This is a genomic window from Halomonas sp. 7T (assembly GCF_025643255.1).
Classification (GTDB): Bacteria; Pseudomonadota; Gammaproteobacteria; order Pseudomonadales; family Halomonadaceae; genus Vreelandella.
On record NZ_CP087112.1, the window covers coordinates 579076 to 599724 of the forward strand.

Here is a 20649-nt window from a genome sequence, read left to right on the forward strand (position 1 = left end):
GCCTCAATAGTGGAACTCTTCTTGCGTCATTGACCCACCGCCGCCAAGCTGTGCCCTTTGTTATGCAATCTAGAGGAGTCCGTGATGACCGAGCCGACCAATCATAATACCCGCCGCCATTCTGCCACCGTTGTAGATGGCCCCGGTAAAGCGGCTAGCCGCGCCATGCTGCGCGCCGTGGGCTTCAACGATGACGATTTTCAAAAGCCCCAGGTGGGCGTTGCCTCTACCTGGAGCATGGTGACGCCGTGTAACAGCCATATCGGTGAGCTGGCGGAGTTTGCCCGGGATGGGGCCGATGCCGCAGGCGGCAAAGGGGTGATTTTTAATACCATCACTATTTCCGACGGCATTGCCAACGGCACCGAAGGTATGAAGTACTCGCTGGTCTCGCGGGAAGTGATCGCGGATTCGATTGAAACCGTGGCGGGCTGCGAAGGGTTCGATGGCTTGGTCGCGATTGGCGGCTGCGATAAAAACATGCCGGGATGCGTGATGGGCTTAGCGCGGCTCGACCGCCCCAGCGTGTTCGTTTACGGCGGCACCATTATGCCCGGCAAAGGGCACACCGATATTGTCTCGGTGTTTGAAGCGATGGGCGCCCATTCCCGTGGCGACATCGATCTGATCGAGCTGAAAAACATCGAAGAGACCGCGATTCCTGGCCCTGGCTCCTGCGGGGGCATGTACACCGCCAACACCATGGCCTCGGCCATTGAGGCGCTGGGGATGAGCCTGCCGGGTAGCTCGGCACAGAACGCGATTTCCCAAGAGAAACGCGACGACTGCAAAGCTGCTGGTGAAGCCGTGCTGGCGCTGCTGGCTCAAGACATCAAACCTTCCGATATCATGACCCGCGAGGCGTTCGAGAACGCGATTACGGTGGTGATTGCGCTGGGTGGTTCCACCAACGCCGTACTGCACTTGATAGGCATGGCGCGCACCATCGGAGTTGAGCTGACGCTTGCCGATTTCACCGAGATTGGTAAGCGCGTGCCGGTGCTGGCCGACCTGCGCCCCAGCGGCCACTACATGATGAGCGAGCTGGTGGCGATTGGCGGTATTCAGCCGCTGATGAAAATCCTGCTGGACGCTGGGCTGCTCAACGGCAACTGCTTAACCGTGACCGGTAAAACGCTGGCAGAAAACCTCGCTGACGTTGAACCGTATCCCATGGATCAGCAGATCATCGCGCCGCTGGGTAACCCGATTAAAGCTGAAAGCCACCTGCGTATTCTGTTCGGTAACTTAGCGCCGGAAGGGGCCGTGGCGAAAATCACCGGTAAAGAGGGCACGCGCTTTAGCGGCTCGGCGCGGGTGTTTGGCTCGGAAGAAGAGGCCCAGGCACGCATCAACGATGGCACCGTGGTGGCGGGTGATGTGGTAGTGATTCGCTATGAAGGCCCGAAAGGCGGCCCTGGTATGCGCGAAATGCTCACGCCTACTTCCGCGATTATGGGGCGTGGCTTGGGTAACGATGTGGCGCTGATTACCGATGGCCGCTTCTCCGGCGGCAGCCACGGTTTTGTAGTCGGGCACGTCTCACCGGAAGCGTTTGATGGTGGCCCGCTGGCGCTGGTAGAAGATGGCGATGCCATCACCATCGATGCCGAAGCGGACACCATTGATGTGCATATCAGTGACGAGGAGATGATGCGCCGCCGCGCGGCTTGGCAGCAGCCAGCACCTCGCTATACGCGCGGTGTACTGGCGAAGTACGCCAAGTTGGTCAGCTCTGCTAGCACGGGTGCAGTGACCGATCAGGAGTAGCCCTCTCGGCTGTTCTGTCATGAAATTGTCAAACGCAAAGCGTATATTTAACGTTTTGCGTTTTTTTATGGGTAAACGGGGGCACAGATGTCGGTAGAGAGTCAGACTCAAGGGCGAGCCAGTGAAGTGTTTTGGGCGTTTTTAGCACTGGGGCTAACCTCCTTTGGCGGGCCGGTGGCGCACCTTGGCTACTTTCGCACGGCGTTTGTAGAGCGCCGAAAGTGGCTCAGCGAGCAGGCCTACGCGGATTTAGTCGCGTTGTGCCAGTTTTTGCCGGGGCCAGCGAGTAGCCAAGTAGGCTTTGCGTTGGGCTTAATGCGCGCAGGCCCTTGGGGGGCGGCCATGGCGTGGCTGGCATTCACGCTGCCTTCTGCCCTGGTATTGGCGCTGTTTGCCATGGGCGCGGCAGTGCTGGAGGGTCCGATTGCCAGTGGCATTATTCATGGCTTGAAGATTGTTGCTGTGGCCATTGTGGCCCATGCGGTGTGGGGCATGGCGCGAAACCTTTGCCCAGATAAAACCCGTGCAGGTATTGCGCTTGCGGCGGTGTTTGCGGTGGTTATCGTGAGCGGGCCGTTGGGACAGGTGAGTGCGATTGTGCTGGGTGGTTTGGTGGGGCTGCTGCTTTGCCGTGAAAGCGCTCAAGGGGAGCTGGCGGACTCGTTACATTTTGCGGTGTCCCGTAAAGTAGGCATGATTTCCCTAGGGCTTTTTGTTGCGCTGCTGGTGCTATTGCCGCTACTGGCCGGTGGCGCTATGTGGCTCGCCGTGTCGGATGCCTTCTACCGTTCGGGCGCGCTGGTGTTTGGCGGTGGACATGTCGTCTTGCCGCTGCTGGAAGCCGAAGTGGTTCAGTCAGGCTGGGTGACTGCGGATGAGTTCTTGGCTGGCTATGGGGCTGCGCAGGCAGTGCCGGGGCCACTGTTCACCTTTGCTACCTACCTGGGGGCGTTGCTGCCGGGGTTGCCCAGCGTGATTGGCGCACTGTTGGCGCTGCTGGCGATTTTTGTACCGGGCTTTTTGCTGTTGGTCGGCGTGCTGCCGTTTTGGAACCATTTTCGCCGGTGGGGCAGCGCTCAAGCACTCATGCGCGGTGCCAATGCGGCGGTAGTGGGTATTTTAGCGGCAGCGCTGTTCAACCCCGTGTGGACTAGCGCCATTGTAGGGCCTTACGAGTTTGCGCTAGCACTCACTGGATTCTTACTGTTAACCATCTGGAAGCTGCCTGCCTGGGTCGTTGTGATCGTCGTCGCATTGGGCGGGGTAGTGATCACGATTTAGCGCCACTACCCCAACCGGCTTACACGCGGCTCACTTTAACCGGCAAGCCTTGGCGCACGCTGGCGCCGCTAATCGGTTCTAGCCAAGTGCCATCCACGTTGCGCGTGGGGTCTTTGAAGCCCAGGTCGTTGATGTTGATGCCTGCGCGCATCCAGGGCATATCGGGCTGGGATTGCCCGTCAATGATGTGCGGCGTGGCGCCTAAATCTTTATGCCCGTAGCCGTGTTCAATACCCAGGGCGCCGGGCACAACGCTTTCGCTTACCAGGGCTAGCCCCACCACGCTGCCGCCGGGGCTTTCAATGCGAATGGTGTCGCCATGCTGAATACCAAAGCGCTCGGCGTCTTGGCGGTGCATTTGCACGGGGTTATAGGGCTTGATCATCCGCAGCCGCTCGTTACCAATGGCGTAGGAGTTCATCAGGTTAGACTTGAATGAGAACGCCAACAGCGGCCACTCTTGCTCTGAGAACACCTCACGCATGGGCTGCTTATTCGCCATTTGAGGCAGCGAGTGACACGGTACTCCACGGTTTGGTAACCCATTGGTGGTATCAATACTGGTGCCTACCGCTTCGTTATAGACACACAGGGTTTCTTTTCACTGGCGTTTTAAATGCTGGCCTACGAAGTGTTCACTGGCATCTTCAAAACGCCCACCTCGTGCGTACAGGTAGGCCACACGATTGCGCTCGTCGGCTTTCAGCGTGCGCTCAAGCTTAGGCAGCAGTGGTGCAATGCCACTATGGGCAACGTCAGTTTCGTTCGCTTCTGGCAGCGGTTCATCTTGGAACGCGATGTTGGCGGCTGCCCTGAGATAGTAATCTTCGGCGCGGTTGAGCGGGTGCAGGTTGCCTTCAGCATCGGGGATTGCGTTATCACCGAAGCCCGGCAGCCCCAGCCGTTTAGCTACGGCGATAAAGAAGCTGTCCATGGAAACTGGTTCACCTTCGGCGGTTTTCTGTTGGCGCGGTTCCACGACGGGCCAGCAGGCGTAGTGAGCTTGCCCAGCGTGCCTTTCCAGGAGCCTGCAAAGCCCCATACTTCGTACATCACTGAGTCCGGTACGATGTAATCGGCGTAGCGGTTGGTCTCGTTGATAAAGCCATCAACCGCGACAAACAGCCCCAAGCGCTTGGGATCTTTCAACTTATCAACAACCACGCCTTTTAAGCCCGCTTGGCCATAAATCGGGTTAGCCATGCAGCCAATCACCGCCTTAATGGGGTAAGGGTAGCCATCCAGCGCGGAAGGTAAATGTTCGGTGAGTGTTGGCGGTGCGAGCGAGCGCCAAGGAGCTTTGGCTGGGTAAGGGTTTTCGCCAGCCGCTACCTTGCGTTGATACTCCGACGATTTTTCATAAGGAAAACGTGAGCGCGAGAGAAACACGCCTTGAGGCCCACGCTTTCCGGGGAAGCTGGCTAAATCGTAGCGCGGACCTGCTCCCGTACCGCTGTAAGTGCCACCGCCCACCGCGCTGCCACCTTTCATGTTGTAGTTGGCTGCCAATAGGTTGAGCATTTGAACGCCAAAGGCAGCGTAGAAGCCGTTGCCCGACATCATGCCGCCGTGGCAATTAACGGCTGCCTTACGCCCGTGGCTGGCGTACTTTTTGGCTAAATCGATAATCGTTGCTTTGGGAATACCACAGTGTTCCGCGTAGGTGTCCATGTCGTATTCATGGGCCGATTCACGCAGCAACGTTAGGCTGGTTTTAACGGTGACGGTGCTGCCATCGGCCAGCTCTACCGCGCGCTCGGCAAATAGCTCGGCGGCCATGACATCTTCGCTTAGGGCGAGTTCTCCGTCTGAAACAACGACAGGAATATCCGCATCGCTACCGGCCTCAGCAAGACCCAAATCGCTGGCGCGCAAAAAGTAGCCACGGCGCGGATGTTCAAACGTATCAATGACCAAGTGCGTCGCGTTGGAGTGGGTGGTCTCGCCTGCAGCATCCGCAGCGGTCTGGCCCGGCAGGGCGAGGAAGTCGCTGGCGTAGCCTTGGTTATCGAGTAGCCACTGAATCATCGCCATGGCAAAGGCGCTATCGGTGCCGGGGCGAATGGGCACCCAGCGGTTATTATCCGCTGCGTGGGAAGTGGCGGCATTTAGCGCAGGGTCGACGACCACGTATTCAAGCGTTTCTGCGGCGCGTGCCTGAGCAATCAAGCGGCCCTGCCGCTTGAACGGGTTGCCTGCTTGGCTGGGCGCGCAGCCAATATACATGATGAACTGTGCGTTCTGAATATCGGGCTTTACGTGGGCATTGGTGACGATGTTGTTCATGACTGCCCCGGAGCCCATGCGGAAGGCCAAGCCGCAGTAAGCACCATGGTGGCCGTAGTTGCGCGTGGCAAAGGCGTTGAGGGTGAAGCGTTTAAGCAGGTCTGAACGTCCGTAGTCGGTGGCTTCCATCACCATCAACTGGTTCGCCTTGGGACCGTACTCTGGATTGGCAGGGTCGATAGGTGTGTCGTGGTCGTGAATAGCGCGCAGCCCATCCACATGGCCTTCACCAAATAAGTCACCGCCTTCGCAGACTTCCTCAATCAGTTGCTCGAAAGAAATTTTCTGCCACTCGCGATTGCCACGTTCACCTACCCGTTTAAGGCAGTGGTCGATACGGAATGGGTTGGTAATTTGGCTCATCATGGCGTTGCCCCGGGCACAGGCGGTAGAGCGGTTGACCTGCCCCTGTTCGCCGTAGGCGCTGACGCTGCGAAGCGCATCGACCACTGGGGTGCGCATGGGTAAATGATCATCTGCCGAGAGCGGATGGTAAGGGTTGCCAGATATGCGCAGCACTTCGCCTTGGGTGTCATCGACTCGCACACGCACGCCGCACTGGGTGGTGCAGCCGTAGCAAATGGTAAAGGCGGTGCGTTGGTCGGGGGTGAGGGTTAGCTCGCCAGTGGCTAAGTCAACGCGGTACTCCGGCGTGAGCGAGTTGCCGTGAATGTTGTGCTTGGGTTTTTCCCCTGCGCTGCCACTGATTCCTTTGGCCATTTTGGCCAGCGGGTCAGCGTAGCCTACTGCAAAGGTGGCGGCGCCGCCTGCGGCAGCAGCGCCTTTTAGAAACCGGCGGCGTGAGGGGTCTTGAGCAGACTTAGCCATGGTTAGGCGCTCCTTGTTTGGCGTTAAGCGAGTCACTGGGTGCATGGGTATCGAAAGAGGAGGGCGGGTTAACGCCACCTTGCTGTGCTTGACGCCATGGGATAAGCAGTTCAATCAGTAAGATAGCGGCGAGCCAAAGCCCAAACGTACCGACGATGCCTAACATGCCGGAAGAGCCAGCGGGAATGCCATAGTGGTGAAAGCCTGCGCTGTTACGGGCGACGTGTTGAACATCCATCAGCACCACCCAGCGGAACATCCAGCCCATATGAATGGCTACCAGACCGAGTAGCCAAGCCCAGGCAAGCAGTGCGGGTTGGCGTTGGGCAGGGCGCGAGAGTAACCACGCCACTGCTATAAAGAGCGCTATGCCAGTAATGCCGCCCCACAGCGCTGTGCTACGCCAGGAAGGGCTATGACGAACAGACTTCAGCGCTGCGGCTACCGAGCCAACATGTGCGTTAACGCCATCCAAGAACCAGCTCGCCGCGATTAAGCCCGCCACGCCACAGAAGGCGAGTAGGACATACAGCATTTGCCGAGCGGTGGCGTGTGAACGCAGCCCGCTTACCCGGTTGAGTACCAGCACCAGCCCGGCTGCTGCGATGAAGCCTGTGGCGACCAGCATGGGTGGAAGCCATACGGTGTTCCATAGCGGGCGTGCTTTCACAATGGCAAGCTCCGCACCGGTATAAAGCATAATGCCGCTGGAAAGCAGGAGCGCGGCTAACCCCACAATGGCTACTAGCGCTCTGGGAGTGGCGCTATCGCCCAGACTTAGCCATTTAGCTACCAATCCGCTCAGCCCTGGCGTATTGCGCTGGGCCTGCAGTGCTGGGCGCCAAGCCAGCCAGGCAAGGCCCAGTACGCTGACGAGATAGAGCGGCAGCACCACGCTACCAATCGACATCCAGGAGTGGGTGTTGGCGTAAGCATAAAAGTGCCAAAAGCGCAGCGGTTGGTGTAGATCTGCTAATAGTGCAACGGGCGCCACCAGCGTGGTGCTGACGCAAGCGATGAGTGCGAGACGTGCGGTGGGCAGCCACGCTTTTTTACCGAAGATTAACGCGGGGGCTGCCAGCCAGAGACTCGCGTAGGAGACGGCGATCATGAAAAAGTACTGCACTGCCCACGGGTTCAGCCACGGGGCGTGTGGTGAATCGTTCATCCATCCCGAGGTAGAACACTTGGGGAAGTGTGTTTTTTTCTGGCTGAAGCACCATCAGTGCATCACGGTGCTCCTGAATCATGCGGCTGATTTGGCTGTCCGGATTGCGCATATCACCAATAATCCGCGCCCCTCCAACACAGCTTTCGACACAGGCGGGCAGTAGTCCCGCCTCTAAACGATGCGCACAGAACGTGCACTTGTCGGCGGTTTGGGTGCGCTCGTTAATAAAGCGGGCATCGTAAGGGCAGGCGTTAACACAATAAGCGCAGCCCACGCAGCGGTCACTGTCCACCACGACGATGCCATCTTGCTGTTGATAGGTGGCTTCAACGGGGCAAACGGGCACGCAGGGCGGGTTTTCGCAGTGATTGCACAGCCTCGGCAGCATAAACGTGGCGAGTTCACCACTCTCCTGGTGCTGCACTTCGTACTGGGAGACCGTGGTGCGAAATTGTCCAAGCGGAGCAGCGTTCTCAATATGGCACGACACTGTGCAGGCTTGGCAGCCGATGCACTGGCGAAGATCAATCAGCATGCCGTAGCGTTTAGTGGGGTCACCTTCGCGGCGGGTCGGCTGTTGATTAATGCCAGCTTGAGCAAGGCTGGAAAGCGGGACTAGCGCAGCGCCTGCGCTTAAGCGGGCCAGCTGGCCGAGTAGCGAACGGCGTATGGCGTCCATAGCGCCTCCTTAGCGGGTAAAGCGTCATTCGCAGGGGGCGAATGGTCGGGGTACGCTAAGGTTACGCCTTTAGTTGGAGGAGAAAGTTGATTCTCGTCAATTAGTTAGCGCGCTTTTCTTAATGCCCCCTTAATCTTAAAGCGCTAACTAATTGTTTTCATAAAAGACCCACTATTAAGCAGTACAAATAAAAACAGGCTGACCCAATGGGCCAGCCTGTATCGAAAAGGGGGGAGATTCTGATGTAGTAAATGTTGCTATGGCGCCTCCAGCTCTAAGGTGCGACGCAGTACATTGAGTTCGTCAATGTTGAGGTGCTCGAGCCTTCCGGCGAGCAGGTCGCTGACCTTTTGCACTGGAAGACCCGCCCGGCGGGCAATATCACGGCTTCCTAAGTCTGAGATAGCAATCAGACGAGTAATAATACGCATTAAGCGCGTACGTTTTTCTAAATCCCTGACGTCGAGGTCAGGGCTGCTTCGCGGAGGATCCAGCGTTTCTGCGTAAGCGGTTGAGTATGCCGTACTCATGGGACTCCATCAGTCTGAAATGACAATCACACAATGCCGCCAAGTCGCGCTGTTTTCAATGCCTAATTTGATGAAAATTTCACGATCACGCAAACGCCCGCAAACGGCTACGGCTCTGGTAAACTACGCGCCTTCCTATTTCTGAGTGAGCTGCGCACTGTGTGCGGCTTTTTCCACTGCTTTTTTGCTTAACGAGGCCGTTGGCCGAGGAGTTTTTGCATGTCGAACAGCGCACCTAAAGTGGGCGTGATCATGGGGTCAAAATCTGATTGGCCGGTCATGGAGCACGCGGTGGCGATGTTAGAGCGGTTGGGCGTTGCCTATGAAACCCGTGTGGTGTCAGCGCATCGGACCCCAGACCTGCTGTTCGAATACGCGAAAAGTGCCGCTGAGCGTGGCCTCCAAGTAATTGTGGCGGGTGCAGGCGGTGCCGCCCATTTGCCAGGTATGGTGGCCTCGCAAACGGTGTTACCGGTCTTAGGTGTGCCGGTTGAATCGAAAGCGTTGAAAGGTTTGGACTCGCTGCTCTCTATTGCGCAAATGCCGGGCGGTATTGCGGTAGGCACGCTGGCCATTGGCAAAGCGGGTGCTACCAATGCAGGCTTGCTGGCAGCACAAATTGTGGGTTTGCAAGACGCCGCTATTCGTGACGCTGTGGAAGCTTTCCGAGCTGAGCAAACCCAACTTGTTCTAGATAACCCCGACCCGCGGCCCGATACAGATGCGCAAGCACAATAGGAGTTCTCATTGATGAACACGGGCATTGCAAAAAATATCGGTATTTTAGGGGCCGGTCAGTTAGGTCGCATGCTAGCGCTGGCGGGCTATCCGTTGGGCAACACGTTTACGTTTTTGGATACGACGGGCAACCCTAGTGCGGGCATTGGCGAGGTGATCGTCGATCCCGATAACCAGCGTTTGGCAGAATTCCTTGATAAGGTCGATGTGGTGACCTACGAGTTCGAGCACCTACCGGTCGAGTTAGTAAAGCAGATTGAGCAGCACAAACCGGTATACCCAAGCAGCCGTGCTATCGCCGTTTGCCAAAACCGAGTGGAAGAGAAAACGCTGTTTGACCGCTTGGGTATTCCAACCCCTGCTTACCATGTTGTCGAAAGCGCGGCACAGCTTGAAGCCGCAGCGGCTGAACTAGGTTGCCCAGTGGTGGCTAAATCGGTCACTGAAGGCTACGACGGCAAAGGCCAAGCGGTGCTGAAAGCGCCGGAGCAGGCTCAAGAGGCGTGGGAGTCGATTGGTCATGCTCAGCTGATTGTCGAGGCGTTTGTCGACTTCGTTCGCGAAGTCTCGCTGATTGCCGTGCGCGGCCGCGATGGGGAGGTAGTGTTTTACCCCATGGCGGAAAACCAGCACGTTGAGGGTATTTTGCGCTACTCCGTTGCACCACTACCGGATGTAGACGCTAGCGTTCAGCAAACTGCCGACAGTTACATACGTGCGTTGTTAGATGAGCTGGACTACGTGGGTGTGCTGGCGCTGGAGCTTTTCCAGACCCGTGACGGTAGCCTGCTGGCGAACGAAATGGCGCCTCGCGTGCATAACTCAGGCCACTGGACCATGGACGGCGCGGTCACCAGCCAGTTTGAAAACCACCTACGCGCGGTGCAGGGGCTACCGTTGGGCAGCACTGCCGCCATTGCCCCGACCTGTATGGTCAACGTGATCGGCCGCGAAGGCGATAACGCTGCGCTGCTGGCGCTTAGTCACACACACCTACACCGCTACGACAAAGCCGAGCGCGCTGGGCGCAAGCTAGCCCACGTTAACGTGGTAGCCGAGAATCATGCGGAATTAATTGAAAAAGTGCGCGCTTGCCAGGCGTTGATACCGGACGCCCCGCCCGTTGCGTGGAGTTTTAATATTTCTCAGTAAAGAAGCTTCTTTTTATGAGCCGCCTACCTCGGGCGGCTTTTTTTATTAGCGCAATAGGCTACTTTTATTTCGTAAACGTGCTAAAACAAACGTACGAATATTATTCGTATGAGCAAATAAGATTGGTTGATAAGCCGACATCTATACAGGGAGTTTGTATGCCGCCCCCCAGCTTTATAGCCACAACGGCTACGGCGTCTGGGCTGCGCAGTGGTTATCTGCGCGACCATCATATTACCCAGCAGCGTCTGCGCTGTGAAAAAGTGCGTTTACTCTACGATAATCTGTGGCAGCCGGTGTTAAGCAGCGTGTTAGCAGGCGGGTTATTGGTGGCTGCCATGTGGCCCGTAGTGAACGCAACGCTGCTGCTCTGCTGGTTTGTGACACTGACGGTCATTTCAGGCCTGCGGCTTCTGTTGGCGTACCGTTTTAAGCAGATGCCTATTATGCAGCAGCATCGGCGCCGCTGGCTGCGCTGGTTTGCTATCGGGGCGATTGCCGCAGGCTGTGTGTGGGGGGCATCAGGGCTGCTGTTGTTCAGCGCAGAACACCCCGGCCAAGTGGCGGCACTTTCGATCGTATTAGCAGGCATTGCGGCAGGCGGCGTTACCACGCTCTCTTCAGTGTGGTGGGTGGCGCTTGGCTTTGTGCTGCCCATTTTATTACCGTTGAAAATTCAGTTCATGCTGATGGGCACGTCTTTGTCAATTTTGATTGGCCTGATGCTTGTGCTGTTTTTAGCCCTGATTCTGATTGCCAGCCGCCGCTTTAGCTACACGATTCACGACAACATCGCCCTGCGGGTAAGCATGGCCGCCCGTGAAGCACAGTTGCAGGAGAGCGAGAATCGCTATCGCTCTATTTTTCACCACTCGCCATTAGGGGTGCTGCACTTTGATGCCCAGGGAGTGATCACTGACTGTAACAACAAGCTTCTCGACATCCTCGGCGTTGGCCGTGCTCAGCTTATTGGGTACCGGATGCTGGCGCGTTCAGCGGATAGTGAGGTCGCGCAGGCGGTCAGGGATGCCCTGGGAAATGGCTCAGGCTACTACGAAGGCACCTATCGGTTGCCTCAAGCGAGCGAAGGCACGCCGCTGCGTGCTTTTTTCAATGGTGTGAATAGTGCTAATGATGAGCGTGTCGGTGGGGTGGCGATTATCGAAGATTTCACTGAACGTAAGCACAACGAGGCGATTATTTACCGTCAGGCTTACTATGACGCGCTCACTGACCTGCCGAATCGCCGGCGATTTATTGAGCGTTTAAAAGCGCTGTGCCATGAGCACGATAGTAAAACGCGCACCGGATTAGTGATGTTTATGGACATGGATCGCTTTAAGCTGATCAACGATACCTTGGGCCACGCAGCAGGGGATGAGCTGCTCGTTCACGTTGCGCGCCGACTTGAACAGTGCTTAAAAGAGAACGACATGGCGGCCCGCTTAAGTGGCGATGAGTTTGTGCTGCTGGCGCTGTTTGATGAGGTGGCCCCTGACGCGTTGGAAGCCCAGGCTGAGCGCTACATGCAGAACGTACAGCAGCGTTTATCCGGCTATTATCCGTTAGAGAATCGTATAGTCGAGGTAACGCCCAGTATGGGGTATACCTGCTTTAAAGCTGCAGAGTGTGACCATGCTGAGGTATTAAAAGAGGCCGATATCGCGATGTATCAAGCAAAGACCGAGGGCCGGGCGCGGTTGCGGCGCTACCAGCCCTGGATGCGCGATGAAGTGAATAAACGCATGGCTGAAGAAGCATCTAGCCTGCCAGCTGGCCGCTGAGTAGTAACCACAGGGCGATAAGGGCAAAGTGACCTGGGTACCACGCTAACCAGAGGCGGCGTGGCATGGCCAGCACCACCGGCGGTACTCGCTGTGCAGCGCCTGTGGCGAGCATGAGCACGATCACGCAGGTCGCCACGGTGAAGGACTTTGCCATGTCGGAGGCATTCATTTGTCCTGCAATCCATAGCACCGGAAATGCGGCTAAGCCCGCCCAAAGGCGCGATACGAATGCATCGCGGGTTTCACTCAGCGCCTGCATCGCAAACATGAACAGTGGGATTAACAGTAGCCCGTTATGCCCATACTCCACCCAAAAACCCAGCAAGTACCATACGGTTACGCCAACCCCAGCGCCGAACATCAGCCAGCCTAATCCTAAGGTTTGCTGCTGATAGTGCTGCCAGCCTTGGCGTACCAACGCTCCCAGCGCCAAGCCGCTCGCCAGGGTGAAGCAGACATTAAGAATAAACGCATCAGAGGCGCGGGGCATCAGCATATAGGGCACTTGTGCGGCAATGCCGATAATGAGAATTCGCCAGGCGTAACGCAGTGGATTGCGCGTGTTAAACAGCCCGTGCCACGCTACCATGGCTGCAAATAGCGGAAACGCAATACGCCCAATAGAAGACCCCGCCCAGTCGAGTTGCCACGTGCCAGGCAGTACATAGCGGGTCAGGTGGTCGACCGTCATGGTGAAAAGTGCGAGCCACTGGCCCCATGCCGTCCAGTGGGACGAGGGACGAAGTGTCTCAACGGGACGGGATGGCAAGTGCAGAGCCGTTTGTTCAGCCATGGTACCTCCTTGTAAATGGCCACGCAGGAGTAAAGACCCGATTTTACGAAGCAAGTTCGGCGCTTAACACGGCGACGTCTGTCATATCACTTTATTGCCGGATTCACGATCGTAAATGGGCTTACCCAATGCCCATACTTGTTCAATTTCCCAGCGCCCCTCGGAGAGCACGAGAAAGTCGGCGTCCGTTCCTTTTGCAAGCCTTCCTTTACGAGGCAGCTTTAGAATATCGGCCGCGGTTGTTGAAGCGCATCTTAACGCATGCTCGATATCAACGCGGTGCTCATTGATACACTCACCTAGCACGTCAAACAGGCTGCCTAGTCGACCTGGCTTTAAGCCAACAAAGCGGCGCTGTTCGTCAAACTCTGGCAGCGAGGCATTAGCATCTGAAGAGAGGCTTATCTGAGCGGGGGCGATACGTGCTTTCAGCGCTCTGGCAACGGCTTCTGAGGCCGGCACTTCGCCGCCTGCTAACAACTCTGGTGTCGTACTGGTAGTGAAGTCGATGAAGCCGCCTTCACGCGCAAAGCGTAAGCCATCCTCAAATAATTCAGCGGTACGATTAATGTGGGTAGGGTAGAACTGCGAAAGCGGAATCGCGCTATGTTTAGCAACGTTACGCAGTGGTTCCAGGTGAGTGTCGGCATCACCAGTGTGAATGAAGACAATCCCTGATTTTCCTGCCAGCAAGCCAGCAGTGCGTGCATCCGAGGCAAGTCGCGTCAGCTCCTGGTTGGTTGGTTGTGAGCCTCGGTGGTCGCTAATAGCGACTTCCCCTACACCGATAAACTCTGGAATATAGAGAATATCGCTGGCGATGGACCCGGTAAGGGTTACCGGGGGAAGTTGATAAGAGCCGGTGTAGGCATAGGTGCTGAGCCCACCGGCGGCAAGCTCCCGCGCTTTGCCAATCAGGTTAGCGGGGGTGCGGGTTAGGGCATCGGTGCCTAGAGCGCCAATCAGCGTGGTCACGCCTGAGGCGCAAGCATCTCCTAAGCTGAGCTCCGCCGTACGATTGCCAAAGCCGCCTTCACCACCACCGCCAATGTAGTGCACCAGCGGGTCGACTAAACCAGGAACCACACGGCGCCCTTCAAGATCGACGGTGGTAATGAATGGCCCTAAATTCACCGCTTCGGAGGCATCTATTACCGCTGCAATACGCTGGTCAGCGATAAGTAGGTGGCACAGGCCGCGGGGTTCTGGCGAGAAAAGCTGGGCATTTTTTACTAGTGTCAGCATAGGGTTCCCAGGAGAGTTATCAGCAAACGATAAGCGCCGACCTGGGGTCGGCGCTCGTATTGCCGTCGTAACGCTGTTTAAGCGGATCTTTTATAACCGCACATCGTAGTTAAAGTAGCGGTTCATAATTTCATCATAAGTGCCGTCTTCCTTGAGTGCGCTCAGTGCTTCGTTGAAACGCTCTGCCAAGGCTTCGTCACGTGGGCGAAATGCTACTCCAACCCCTTTGCCGAAGATATGCTCAGGCTGTTTGATAAAGCCGCTAATACGCTGGAAATCACTCTCAGGCGTATCAATTTCAATCGCAGCTTCCGCGATTGGGTAATCCATAAAGGTGAGGTCTAATCGTCCGGCCATGAGGTCGGTCACGACATCATCGACGCCGGTATAACGACGGATTTCTAGTACGTCGCCGTAGAGCTCAGTGACGTAGTTATCTTGCAGTGTTGCCCGCTGAACACCCACGGTGAGCCCTTCGAGGCTGTCGCGGTCTTCAATGTCGATATCTCGCTCTTGCGTGGTGATCCAGGCGCTGGGCGTTGTGTAGTAGGCGTCTGAAAACAGCACACGCTGTGCACGTTCATCGGTAATGGCCATAGAGGACATGATGGCGTCGTAGTTACGAGCGAGAAGGCCGGGAATAATACCGTCCCAGTCCTGCTCGACCCAAGTGCAGTTGGCTTCTAGATACGCACAAACCGCGTTGCCCAGCTCAATTTCAAAACCGGTGAGGGTGCCGTCTGCTTCACGGTACATAAAGGGTTCGTAGGGGATATCAACGCCAAGGCGAATGTCATCGTAGTCCCTGGCTTCGGCATGAGAGGGAACAACAGCCGTCGAAAAACCAACCGCTAAAATAGCGGCAAGGGGTAGCGTTGCATAACGCATAGGTAGTCTCCTGAAGCGATTTTTAGGTATTGATAACATGCCCAGCGGCGATTTTTTATGGGCTAAAGCATGTGGTATGCGCTAAGCGCAGGGGCGTAATGCGTTTTTTCTGCATTACCAAGATCACGCACAGAGCGTGGAATGGCACGGGCGTGCCAAGAGGGGAAGGCTATTCGTCGAACCATTCGCTCAGGTAAAAACGGGCGATGGTGCCACGGATACCTGGGCGAAGCGCATGCAGCGCGGGGGATAACACATGGTGTATAGGCATGATGGCGTCTCGCTTTCATGCCTCCCCGGGCGGGGAGGCAATCTTAGGCAGCTAGCGCTTACTCTTCGCCGAAGTAACGGGCGAAGATTTCATCGTAAGTGCCGTCTTCTTTAAGCTCAGCAAGGGCTTCATTGAATTTCTCAGCCAGTGCTTCATCACGCTGACGGAAGGCGATGCCAAAGCCGTCGCCGAAGTACTCTTTTGGCTCGCTGATGCGCTCACCGACGACAACGTACTCGGCTTCTTCGCTCTCTAGCAGCGTGGACTGGCCGATCGGGAAGTCGAGGAACACGATATCCAGACGCTGGGCTTCCATATCCAGCACCATGTCATCGGCAGTGGAGTAGCGGCTAATGCTAGCAACGCTTGAGAAGTTGTCGGTCACGAAGTTGTCTTGAAGTGTACCACGCTGAACGCCAATTGTTTTGCCGGCGAGCGTCTCTTGATTCGCTTCATTGATGTCCAGGCTGCTCGGTGCAAACCAGGCTGAAGGCATGGTGATGTAGGGGTTGGAGAACAGCACCTGCTGGCGACGCTCGTCGTTGATGGTCATTGAGGACATGATGGCGTCGTAGTTACGCGACATCAGGCCAGGAATAATGCCATCCCACTCCTGCTCAATCCACTCACAGGTAACCCCCATTTGTTCGCACAGGGCATTCCCTAAATCGATATCAAAGCCGGTCAACTCACCATCAGCGGTGCGATACTCCATCGGCTCGTAAGGTACGTCAACGCCAATACGCACGTTGTCGTAGTCGCGCGCTTGGGCAGAGGAGGCCGCCGCAATCGCTAAGCCAAGCACCGAAACAGTTAAGAGTTTTTTCATTTTTTATACTCCATAGGTAGCAGGTTCACGTGTAGTGATCCCTCTTAACGTAACCCAGGTTGGCGCTAACGGGAAGAGGGAGTTTTCAACAGAACCAACGTTTGTTTGACGGTTGTTTTATTTTTATTTTTGGTGACTCAATTCGTTTGGGGCCTTAAGTGAGCCAGCAGCTTTTTCTCCAGGAAGCGGAAAAAATACAAAATTGCAAAGGTGAGGCAGAGATAGATAGCGGCCACGAACAAAAAGGCCTCGAAGGGAGCATAAAAGCGTGCGTAGACGAAGCGTGCGGCACCGGTGAGATCCATCAGCGTGACAACGCTGGCAATAGCGCTGGCGTGGAGCATAAAGATCACCTCGTTGCCGTAGGCGGGTAGCGCCCGTCGAAACGCGCTAGGCATAATAATGCGCCGCATCATCAGGCTTTGCGACATGCCGTAGGCCCGTGCTGCCTCGATTTCACCTTGCGCGGTGGCTTTAATCGCCCCACGGAAAATCTCGGTGGTGTAGGCGGCGGTGTTCAGCGTAAAGGCGATGAGCGCCGGATAGAACGCTTCGCGGAGGACAGGCCACAAAAATGTTTCTTGAATGCCGTCAATAAAGACAACGCCGTAGTAAATGATATAGAGCTGAATAAGTAGCGGCGTTCCGCGAAACACATAGGTATAGAGATAAACCGGCAGGCTGATCCATTTGCGCTTGGAACTGCGCATGATGGCTAGCGGTATCGCGAGCACCAATCCCGCCACCAGCGATAAGAAGACAAGCTGCGTCGTAGTGACCAGCCCCTCCCAGTAGTAGCCCAACGTGGTGGGCGTGAAAATCAGATTGCCAGCGAGCAGGTCGTTGAACCACGCAGAAATATCTAGCATCTCACTGCCCCCCAAAGCCAATGTCGTAACGTTTTTGTAGCCTCACGAAAATCCATTCGGATACGCTTGCGATAAGCAGATACACTGCCGCGACAGGAAGTAGGAAGGCAAAGGGTTCATGGGTGGCCCGCGATGCCTCAGCGGCGACACGCACCATATCGGTTAAACCGATAACAGAGACCAGCGCGGTAGTTTTGAGCAGTACCATCCAGTTGTTAGATAAGCCGGGCAGCGCGTGGCGCATCATTTGTGGGAAGCGGATGCGTCGAAAGACCAAGGCATTGCTCATGCCGTAGGCTTTTCCTGCCTCTATTTGGCCATTATCGACCGCCATGAACGCGCCTCGAAAGGTCTCACCCATGTAGGCACCAAAGATAAAGCCAATGGTAATGACACCCGCAGCAAAAGCATTGAAATTGATATAGATATCAATGTCATAGTTGTAGTAAAGCACATCGCTGATGGCATTAACGCCGATTTGGCCGCCAAAGAACAGCAGCATCATCAGCACTAAATCCGGAACGCCACGAATCACCGTGGTATAGACGGTGGCTGTGCGGCGTAACAGCCAATTACGTGACATTTTGGCGGTAGCGGTAAACAGGCCAAGCACAATGGCGAGTATTAGCGATAGCACCGCTAGCTGAATGGTGACGCCCGCCCCTTCGATCAGGCGGGGGCCGTAACCTTGCAAATCAAGCATAGTGTACGTGCCTCGCAGATCAATATTTGGGGGCCAGGAACTGCTTTAAGCGCGGCGACTGTGGGTTGCCGAGCACTTCCGCTGGTGGGCCAGCCTCTTCTACCAAGCCTTGGTGAAGATAAATCACCTGGCTGGATACATCCCGTGCAAAGCTCATCTCATGGGTGACCACCACCATGGTGCGTCCTTCCTCGGCCAAGCCGTGCATGACTTTCAAAACGTCGCCTACTAGCTCTGGATCGAGGGCAGAGGTGGGTTCATCAAACAGCATCACTTCTGGGTCCATGGCCAGCGCTCGGGCAATGGCGCCGCGCTGCTGCTGGCCGCCGGACATTTGTGCCGGGTAGGCATTGGCGCGTGCGCTTAACCCAACGCGATCCAGCAGAGCGTGGGCGTGTTCGATGGCCTCTTTTTTCGGCTTGCCAAGCACGTGAATCGGCGCTTCGATGATGTTTTCAAGCAGCGTCATGTGTGCCCACAGATTGAAGCTCTGAAACACCATGGAGAGCTTGGCGCGCATCTGCACTACTTGTTTCCAATCCGCGGGTTCGCGACCGTGCTTGGTGGTCTTGAAACGGATTTGCTCGCCGTGAACATACAGCTCGCCATCGTCGGGCTGTTCCAACAAGTTCATACAGCGCAAGAAGGTACTTTTGCCTGACCCTGAGGCACCAATGAGGGTGATGACGTCACCTTTTTGGGCTTCAAGGGAGAGGCCTTTCAAGACTTCTGTATCGCCAAAGCGCTTTTTAATATTACGCACTTCAAGGGGAGTAGGCGTATCAGCCATAACTTAGGCTCCAGTACAGGGTTGCCGCAACAGCAACGAGTTTAAAACGTGTGCTTGATTGGCGGCTGGCGCGAAAAAGGGGCGATTCTATCAGGACTCTGCATGATGCGCGTGTTTTATAAGAACGGCTTTTATCGTAACACCTATCTAGCAGCCTGAAATCACCTCTACGTTGTTGTTATCAAAGCTTTTTAAAGATGCTGATATGGGTAATGTGGGTAGCATCAAAGCAGCTACGCCGGTTGATAGGGCACCACCAGCAGCGCTGCCCGTGCGCCGATTTCTACGTGGGCATTAGGAAACACTACGTGCAGCGGCGTTTCTTGTACTACAAAGTCACCCGCCACGCCGTCTTTGGCTAGGCAGGTGCCGGGTTCGAAGCGGCTGAAGTTGGGCACGTCGTCGTCAAAGCAGAGGCTAAAGGCTTCCGCTTGGCGCATCAGTTCATGCTGCACTTTGAAGAAAGCCATGGTCTCTGACGGCTTTTTCGGCGGTTCTTCGCCTGCGCTGAGCGCACTTAGCAGGGTTAACATCGGTGCCAGAGCGTCCATATCGTTCTCGCCAAACGGGGCGACGCGGCCAAGCTCAAAGGTAAACGCCTGGGCGTGATGGTAGTACTTGCTGTAGTGGGAGAACGTCCAGCTGTGTTGGTGCTGATGCAACACAGCCTGCATGTCGGCCGCGGCGAACCATGCCCACTGCTGTGCGTTGGTGACAGTTTCTGCATATGGCTCGACCACAAAGCGCGTGTATAAACTGCCGCGTATGGCGGTGTGCAGGTCGTAGTGTAGTTTGGGTAACGCGTGGTAGCGGGCGAAGAACGCATCCACCGCTTCCATTAGTTCCCGCGCCCGATCCGGCTCGCTGCCCTGTTCGTCAAGCTCTCGCTTGAACAGCCGGTTGAGGTTGGTGGTGATAAAACGTTTCTGTGCTTTTAACGCGGGAATGTTGCCCAAAATCACTAGTACGGGTGCACCTAATGACAGCGTGTTGGCTTCCAGAGCGCTGAGCCATTCACCCACAAGCTCCACCGGCGCGGTTTCATTGCCGTGGATGGCCGCAGAAAAAACGCAGGCATGGGCGCCAGGGTGGGCAGTATTGGGCGTTAGCTCCAGAATACCTGGCCCGTGAAGATGGTAAGTGCCGCTGGGAAAGCGGCCGATGCGCGGAGAAGGGGATTCCTCGTCGAGCGTCCAGTCGAGCCATTGGCCTAGCATGAAAGTGTCCTTAAGCATGGGCATTTGCTTTTTTATAACGTCTACCATTAACCATGCTTGCGGCTGTTCACAAGGGTAGGCGTCGTTCGCGTGAAAATGGCCGGTGGGATGATGAAAGTTGTCGGCACAAAAAAAGCGCTTATGGCCCATCGCCACAAGCGCTTTGATGACTGGCGCTCTTAAATCTATCGCACTAGAAGCTTCTAGCCTGCCCGCTGTCGCTTCATCTCTTGTTGATACTCTTTGGCTAGGGAGGATTTTTGATTCTCCTGAAGGCCCCGTCCTGCCAGCTGAAATACCTCTTGCTCCTCTTCATCCAGGTGGTGGGTCACTAAATGTTGCAGCTGTTTGGCATGGGTGAGCCAGTGAGTGGCGCTATATTCAGTCTCGTCCAACAGCTCAATTAGTTCATCGATTTCGTGGTGCTCGGCCACGCTATGGCGCGCTTTTTCCTGAGTCAGGTCAATATCCATCATAGGGATATACAGTGCGCGCTCTTCCGCGTTGGCGTGGTACTTCAGCTCGGCGCGCACCTGCTGGTACAGCACGTCGCGCTCTTCACTATCGCCATGGGTTTCTACCAAGCGTGCCAGCAGCTCCCGCTGAATATCGTGATCTTTGCGCAGCGCTTCGAAAATCGTCATGCCGGACTCCTTGGCGGTATATATGAATAAAACATCTGGTAAGAACAGTACAAAAAAATTAGTGGTGAAATAGCAAAAGCGCAAGGTCGGTACATCGAGAAAATCGAAGCTCGGCGTCGAAAACATTCGCTTTTATCTACACTTAACTACGCTATGTTTTAGTGAGTTTTCACTGCCC

General features: G+C 55.8%; 20 protein-coding genes. 5 read left to right on the forward strand and 15 right to left on the reverse strand.

Annotated elements, in window-relative coordinates; all coding sequences use genetic code 11:
- Nucleotides 1-84: 84 nt before the first annotated feature.
- Both ilvD and chrA read left to right on the forward strand, forming a co-directional pair.
- Complete coding sequence (ilvD, locus tag LOS15_RS02680; protein ID WP_263067936.1) at nucleotides 85-1770, forward strand: dihydroxy-acid dehydratase; 1686 nt, start codon at nucleotides 85-87, stop codon at nucleotides 1768-1770.
- 87 nt (nucleotides 1771-1857) lie between these two features.
- Nucleotides 1858-3051: a chromate efflux transporter gene (chrA, locus tag LOS15_RS02685; RefSeq protein WP_263067938.1), complete on the forward strand. Its 1194-nt coding sequence runs from the start codon at nucleotides 1858-1860 to the stop codon at nucleotides 3049-3051.
- A gap of 19 nt (nucleotides 3052-3070) precedes the next feature.
- Here chrA and LOS15_RS02690 read toward each other — a convergent pair whose 3' ends face one another.
- The 6 genes from LOS15_RS02690 to LOS15_RS02715 form a co-directional block, all read right to left on the reverse strand.
- Nucleotides 3071-3553, reverse strand: coding sequence for a molybdopterin dinucleotide binding domain-containing protein (locus tag LOS15_RS02690; RefSeq protein WP_263067940.1), 483 nt, complete (start codon nucleotides 3551-3553; stop codon nucleotides 3071-3073).
- 99 nt (nucleotides 3554-3652) lie between these two features.
- Nucleotides 3653-3985, reverse strand: a complete 333-nt coding sequence (locus LOS15_RS02695; RefSeq protein ID WP_263067941.1) for a hypothetical protein — start codon at nucleotides 3983-3985, stop codon at nucleotides 3653-3655.
- On the reverse strand, nucleotides 3961-6165 hold the full coding sequence (locus tag LOS15_RS02700; RefSeq protein ID WP_263067942.1) for a molybdopterin-dependent oxidoreductase: 2205 nt from the start codon (nucleotides 6163-6165) through the stop codon (nucleotides 3961-3963). The genes LOS15_RS02695 and LOS15_RS02700 overlap by 25 nt, the downstream gene beginning before the upstream one ends.
- Complete coding sequence (nrfD, locus tag LOS15_RS02705) at nucleotides 6158-7333, reverse strand: NrfD/PsrC family molybdoenzyme membrane anchor subunit (RefSeq protein WP_263067943.1); 1176 nt, start codon at nucleotides 7331-7333, stop codon at nucleotides 6158-6160. The genes LOS15_RS02700 and nrfD overlap by 8 nt, the downstream gene beginning before the upstream one ends.
- Nucleotides 7218-8015 (reverse strand): sulfate reduction electron transfer complex DsrMKJOP subunit DsrO, encoded by a 798-nt coding sequence (gene dsrO, locus LOS15_RS02710; RefSeq protein ID WP_263067944.1) that lies wholly within the window; start codon nucleotides 8013-8015, stop codon nucleotides 7218-7220. The genes nrfD and dsrO overlap by 116 nt, the downstream gene beginning before the upstream one ends.
- Before the next feature lie 257 nt (nucleotides 8016-8272).
- Nucleotides 8273-8545 carry an XRE family transcriptional regulator gene (locus tag LOS15_RS02715; protein ID WP_009097209.1) on the reverse strand — a complete coding sequence of 91 codons (273 nt, stop codon included), beginning with the start codon at nucleotides 8543-8545 and terminating at the stop codon, nucleotides 8273-8275.
- A gap of 219 nt (nucleotides 8546-8764) precedes the next feature.
- On the opposite strand from LOS15_RS02715, the gene purE reads away from it, so the two are divergent.
- The 3 genes from purE (at nucleotide 8765) to LOS15_RS02730 (ending at nucleotide 12219) form a co-directional block, all read left to right on the forward strand.
- Nucleotides 8765-9283, forward strand: coding sequence for a 5-(carboxyamino)imidazole ribonucleotide mutase (gene purE / locus LOS15_RS02720; protein WP_263067945.1), 519 nt, complete (start codon nucleotides 8765-8767; stop codon nucleotides 9281-9283).
- A gap of 12 nt (nucleotides 9284-9295) precedes the next feature.
- Complete coding sequence (locus LOS15_RS02725) at nucleotides 9296-10435, forward strand: 5-(carboxyamino)imidazole ribonucleotide synthase (protein ID WP_263067946.1); 1140 nt, start codon at nucleotides 9296-9298, stop codon at nucleotides 10433-10435.
- Between the two features lie 158 nt (nucleotides 10436-10593).
- Complete coding sequence (locus LOS15_RS02730) at nucleotides 10594-12219, forward strand: diguanylate cyclase domain-containing protein (RefSeq protein WP_263067947.1); 1626 nt, start codon at nucleotides 10594-10596, stop codon at nucleotides 12217-12219.
- Here LOS15_RS02730 and LOS15_RS02735 read toward each other — a convergent pair.
- The 9 genes from LOS15_RS02735 to LOS15_RS02775 all read right to left on the reverse strand — a co-directional run bounded on the left by LOS15_RS02735 (nucleotide 12197) and on the right by LOS15_RS02775 (nucleotide 20471).
- A complete protein-coding gene (locus LOS15_RS02735; RefSeq protein ID WP_263067948.1) occupies nucleotides 12197-13015 on the reverse strand; it encodes a conjugal transfer protein TraX in 819 nt (272 codons plus the stop codon). The genes LOS15_RS02730 and LOS15_RS02735 overlap by 23 nt on opposite strands.
- Before the next feature lie 81 nt (nucleotides 13016-13096).
- Complete coding sequence (gene iadA, locus LOS15_RS02740; protein WP_263067949.1) at nucleotides 13097-14260, reverse strand: beta-aspartyl-peptidase; 1164 nt, start codon at nucleotides 14258-14260, stop codon at nucleotides 13097-13099.
- 90 nt (nucleotides 14261-14350) lie between these two features.
- The gene (locus LOS15_RS02745; protein WP_263067951.1) at nucleotides 14351-15148 is read right to left on the reverse strand and encodes a transporter substrate-binding domain-containing protein; all 798 of its coding nucleotides are present in this window, start codon (nucleotides 15146-15148) and stop codon (nucleotides 14351-14353) included.
- 329 nt (nucleotides 15149-15477) lie between these two features.
- Nucleotides 15478-16248: a transporter substrate-binding domain-containing protein gene (locus LOS15_RS02750; RefSeq protein WP_263067952.1), complete on the reverse strand. Its 771-nt coding sequence runs from the start codon at nucleotides 16246-16248 to the stop codon at nucleotides 15478-15480.
- A gap of 137 nt (nucleotides 16249-16385) precedes the next feature.
- Nucleotides 16386-17117, reverse strand: coding sequence for an ABC transporter permease (locus tag LOS15_RS02755; RefSeq protein WP_263067953.1), 732 nt, complete (start codon nucleotides 17115-17117; stop codon nucleotides 16386-16388).
- A 1-nt stretch (nucleotide 17118) separates the two neighbouring features.
- Nucleotides 17119-17820, reverse strand: a complete 702-nt coding sequence (locus LOS15_RS02760) for an ABC transporter permease (protein ID WP_263067954.1) — start codon at nucleotides 17818-17820, stop codon at nucleotides 17119-17121.
- 19 nt (nucleotides 17821-17839) lie between these two features.
- Nucleotides 17840-18610 carry an ABC transporter ATP-binding protein gene (locus LOS15_RS02765; protein WP_263067956.1) on the reverse strand — a complete coding sequence of 257 codons (771 nt, stop codon included), beginning with the start codon at nucleotides 18608-18610 and terminating at the stop codon, nucleotides 17840-17842.
- 233 nt (nucleotides 18611-18843) lie between these two features.
- Entirely contained in the window at nucleotides 18844-19827 is a 984-nt protein-coding gene (locus LOS15_RS02770) for a succinylglutamate desuccinylase (RefSeq protein ID WP_263067958.1), read from the reverse strand.
- Nucleotides 19828-20030: 203 nt separating this feature from the next.
- Nucleotides 20031-20471 carry a hemerythrin domain-containing protein gene (locus LOS15_RS02775; RefSeq protein WP_263067960.1) on the reverse strand — a complete coding sequence of 147 codons (441 nt, stop codon included), beginning with the start codon at nucleotides 20469-20471 and terminating at the stop codon, nucleotides 20031-20033.
- Between the last annotated feature and the right edge of the window lie 178 nt (nucleotides 20472-20649).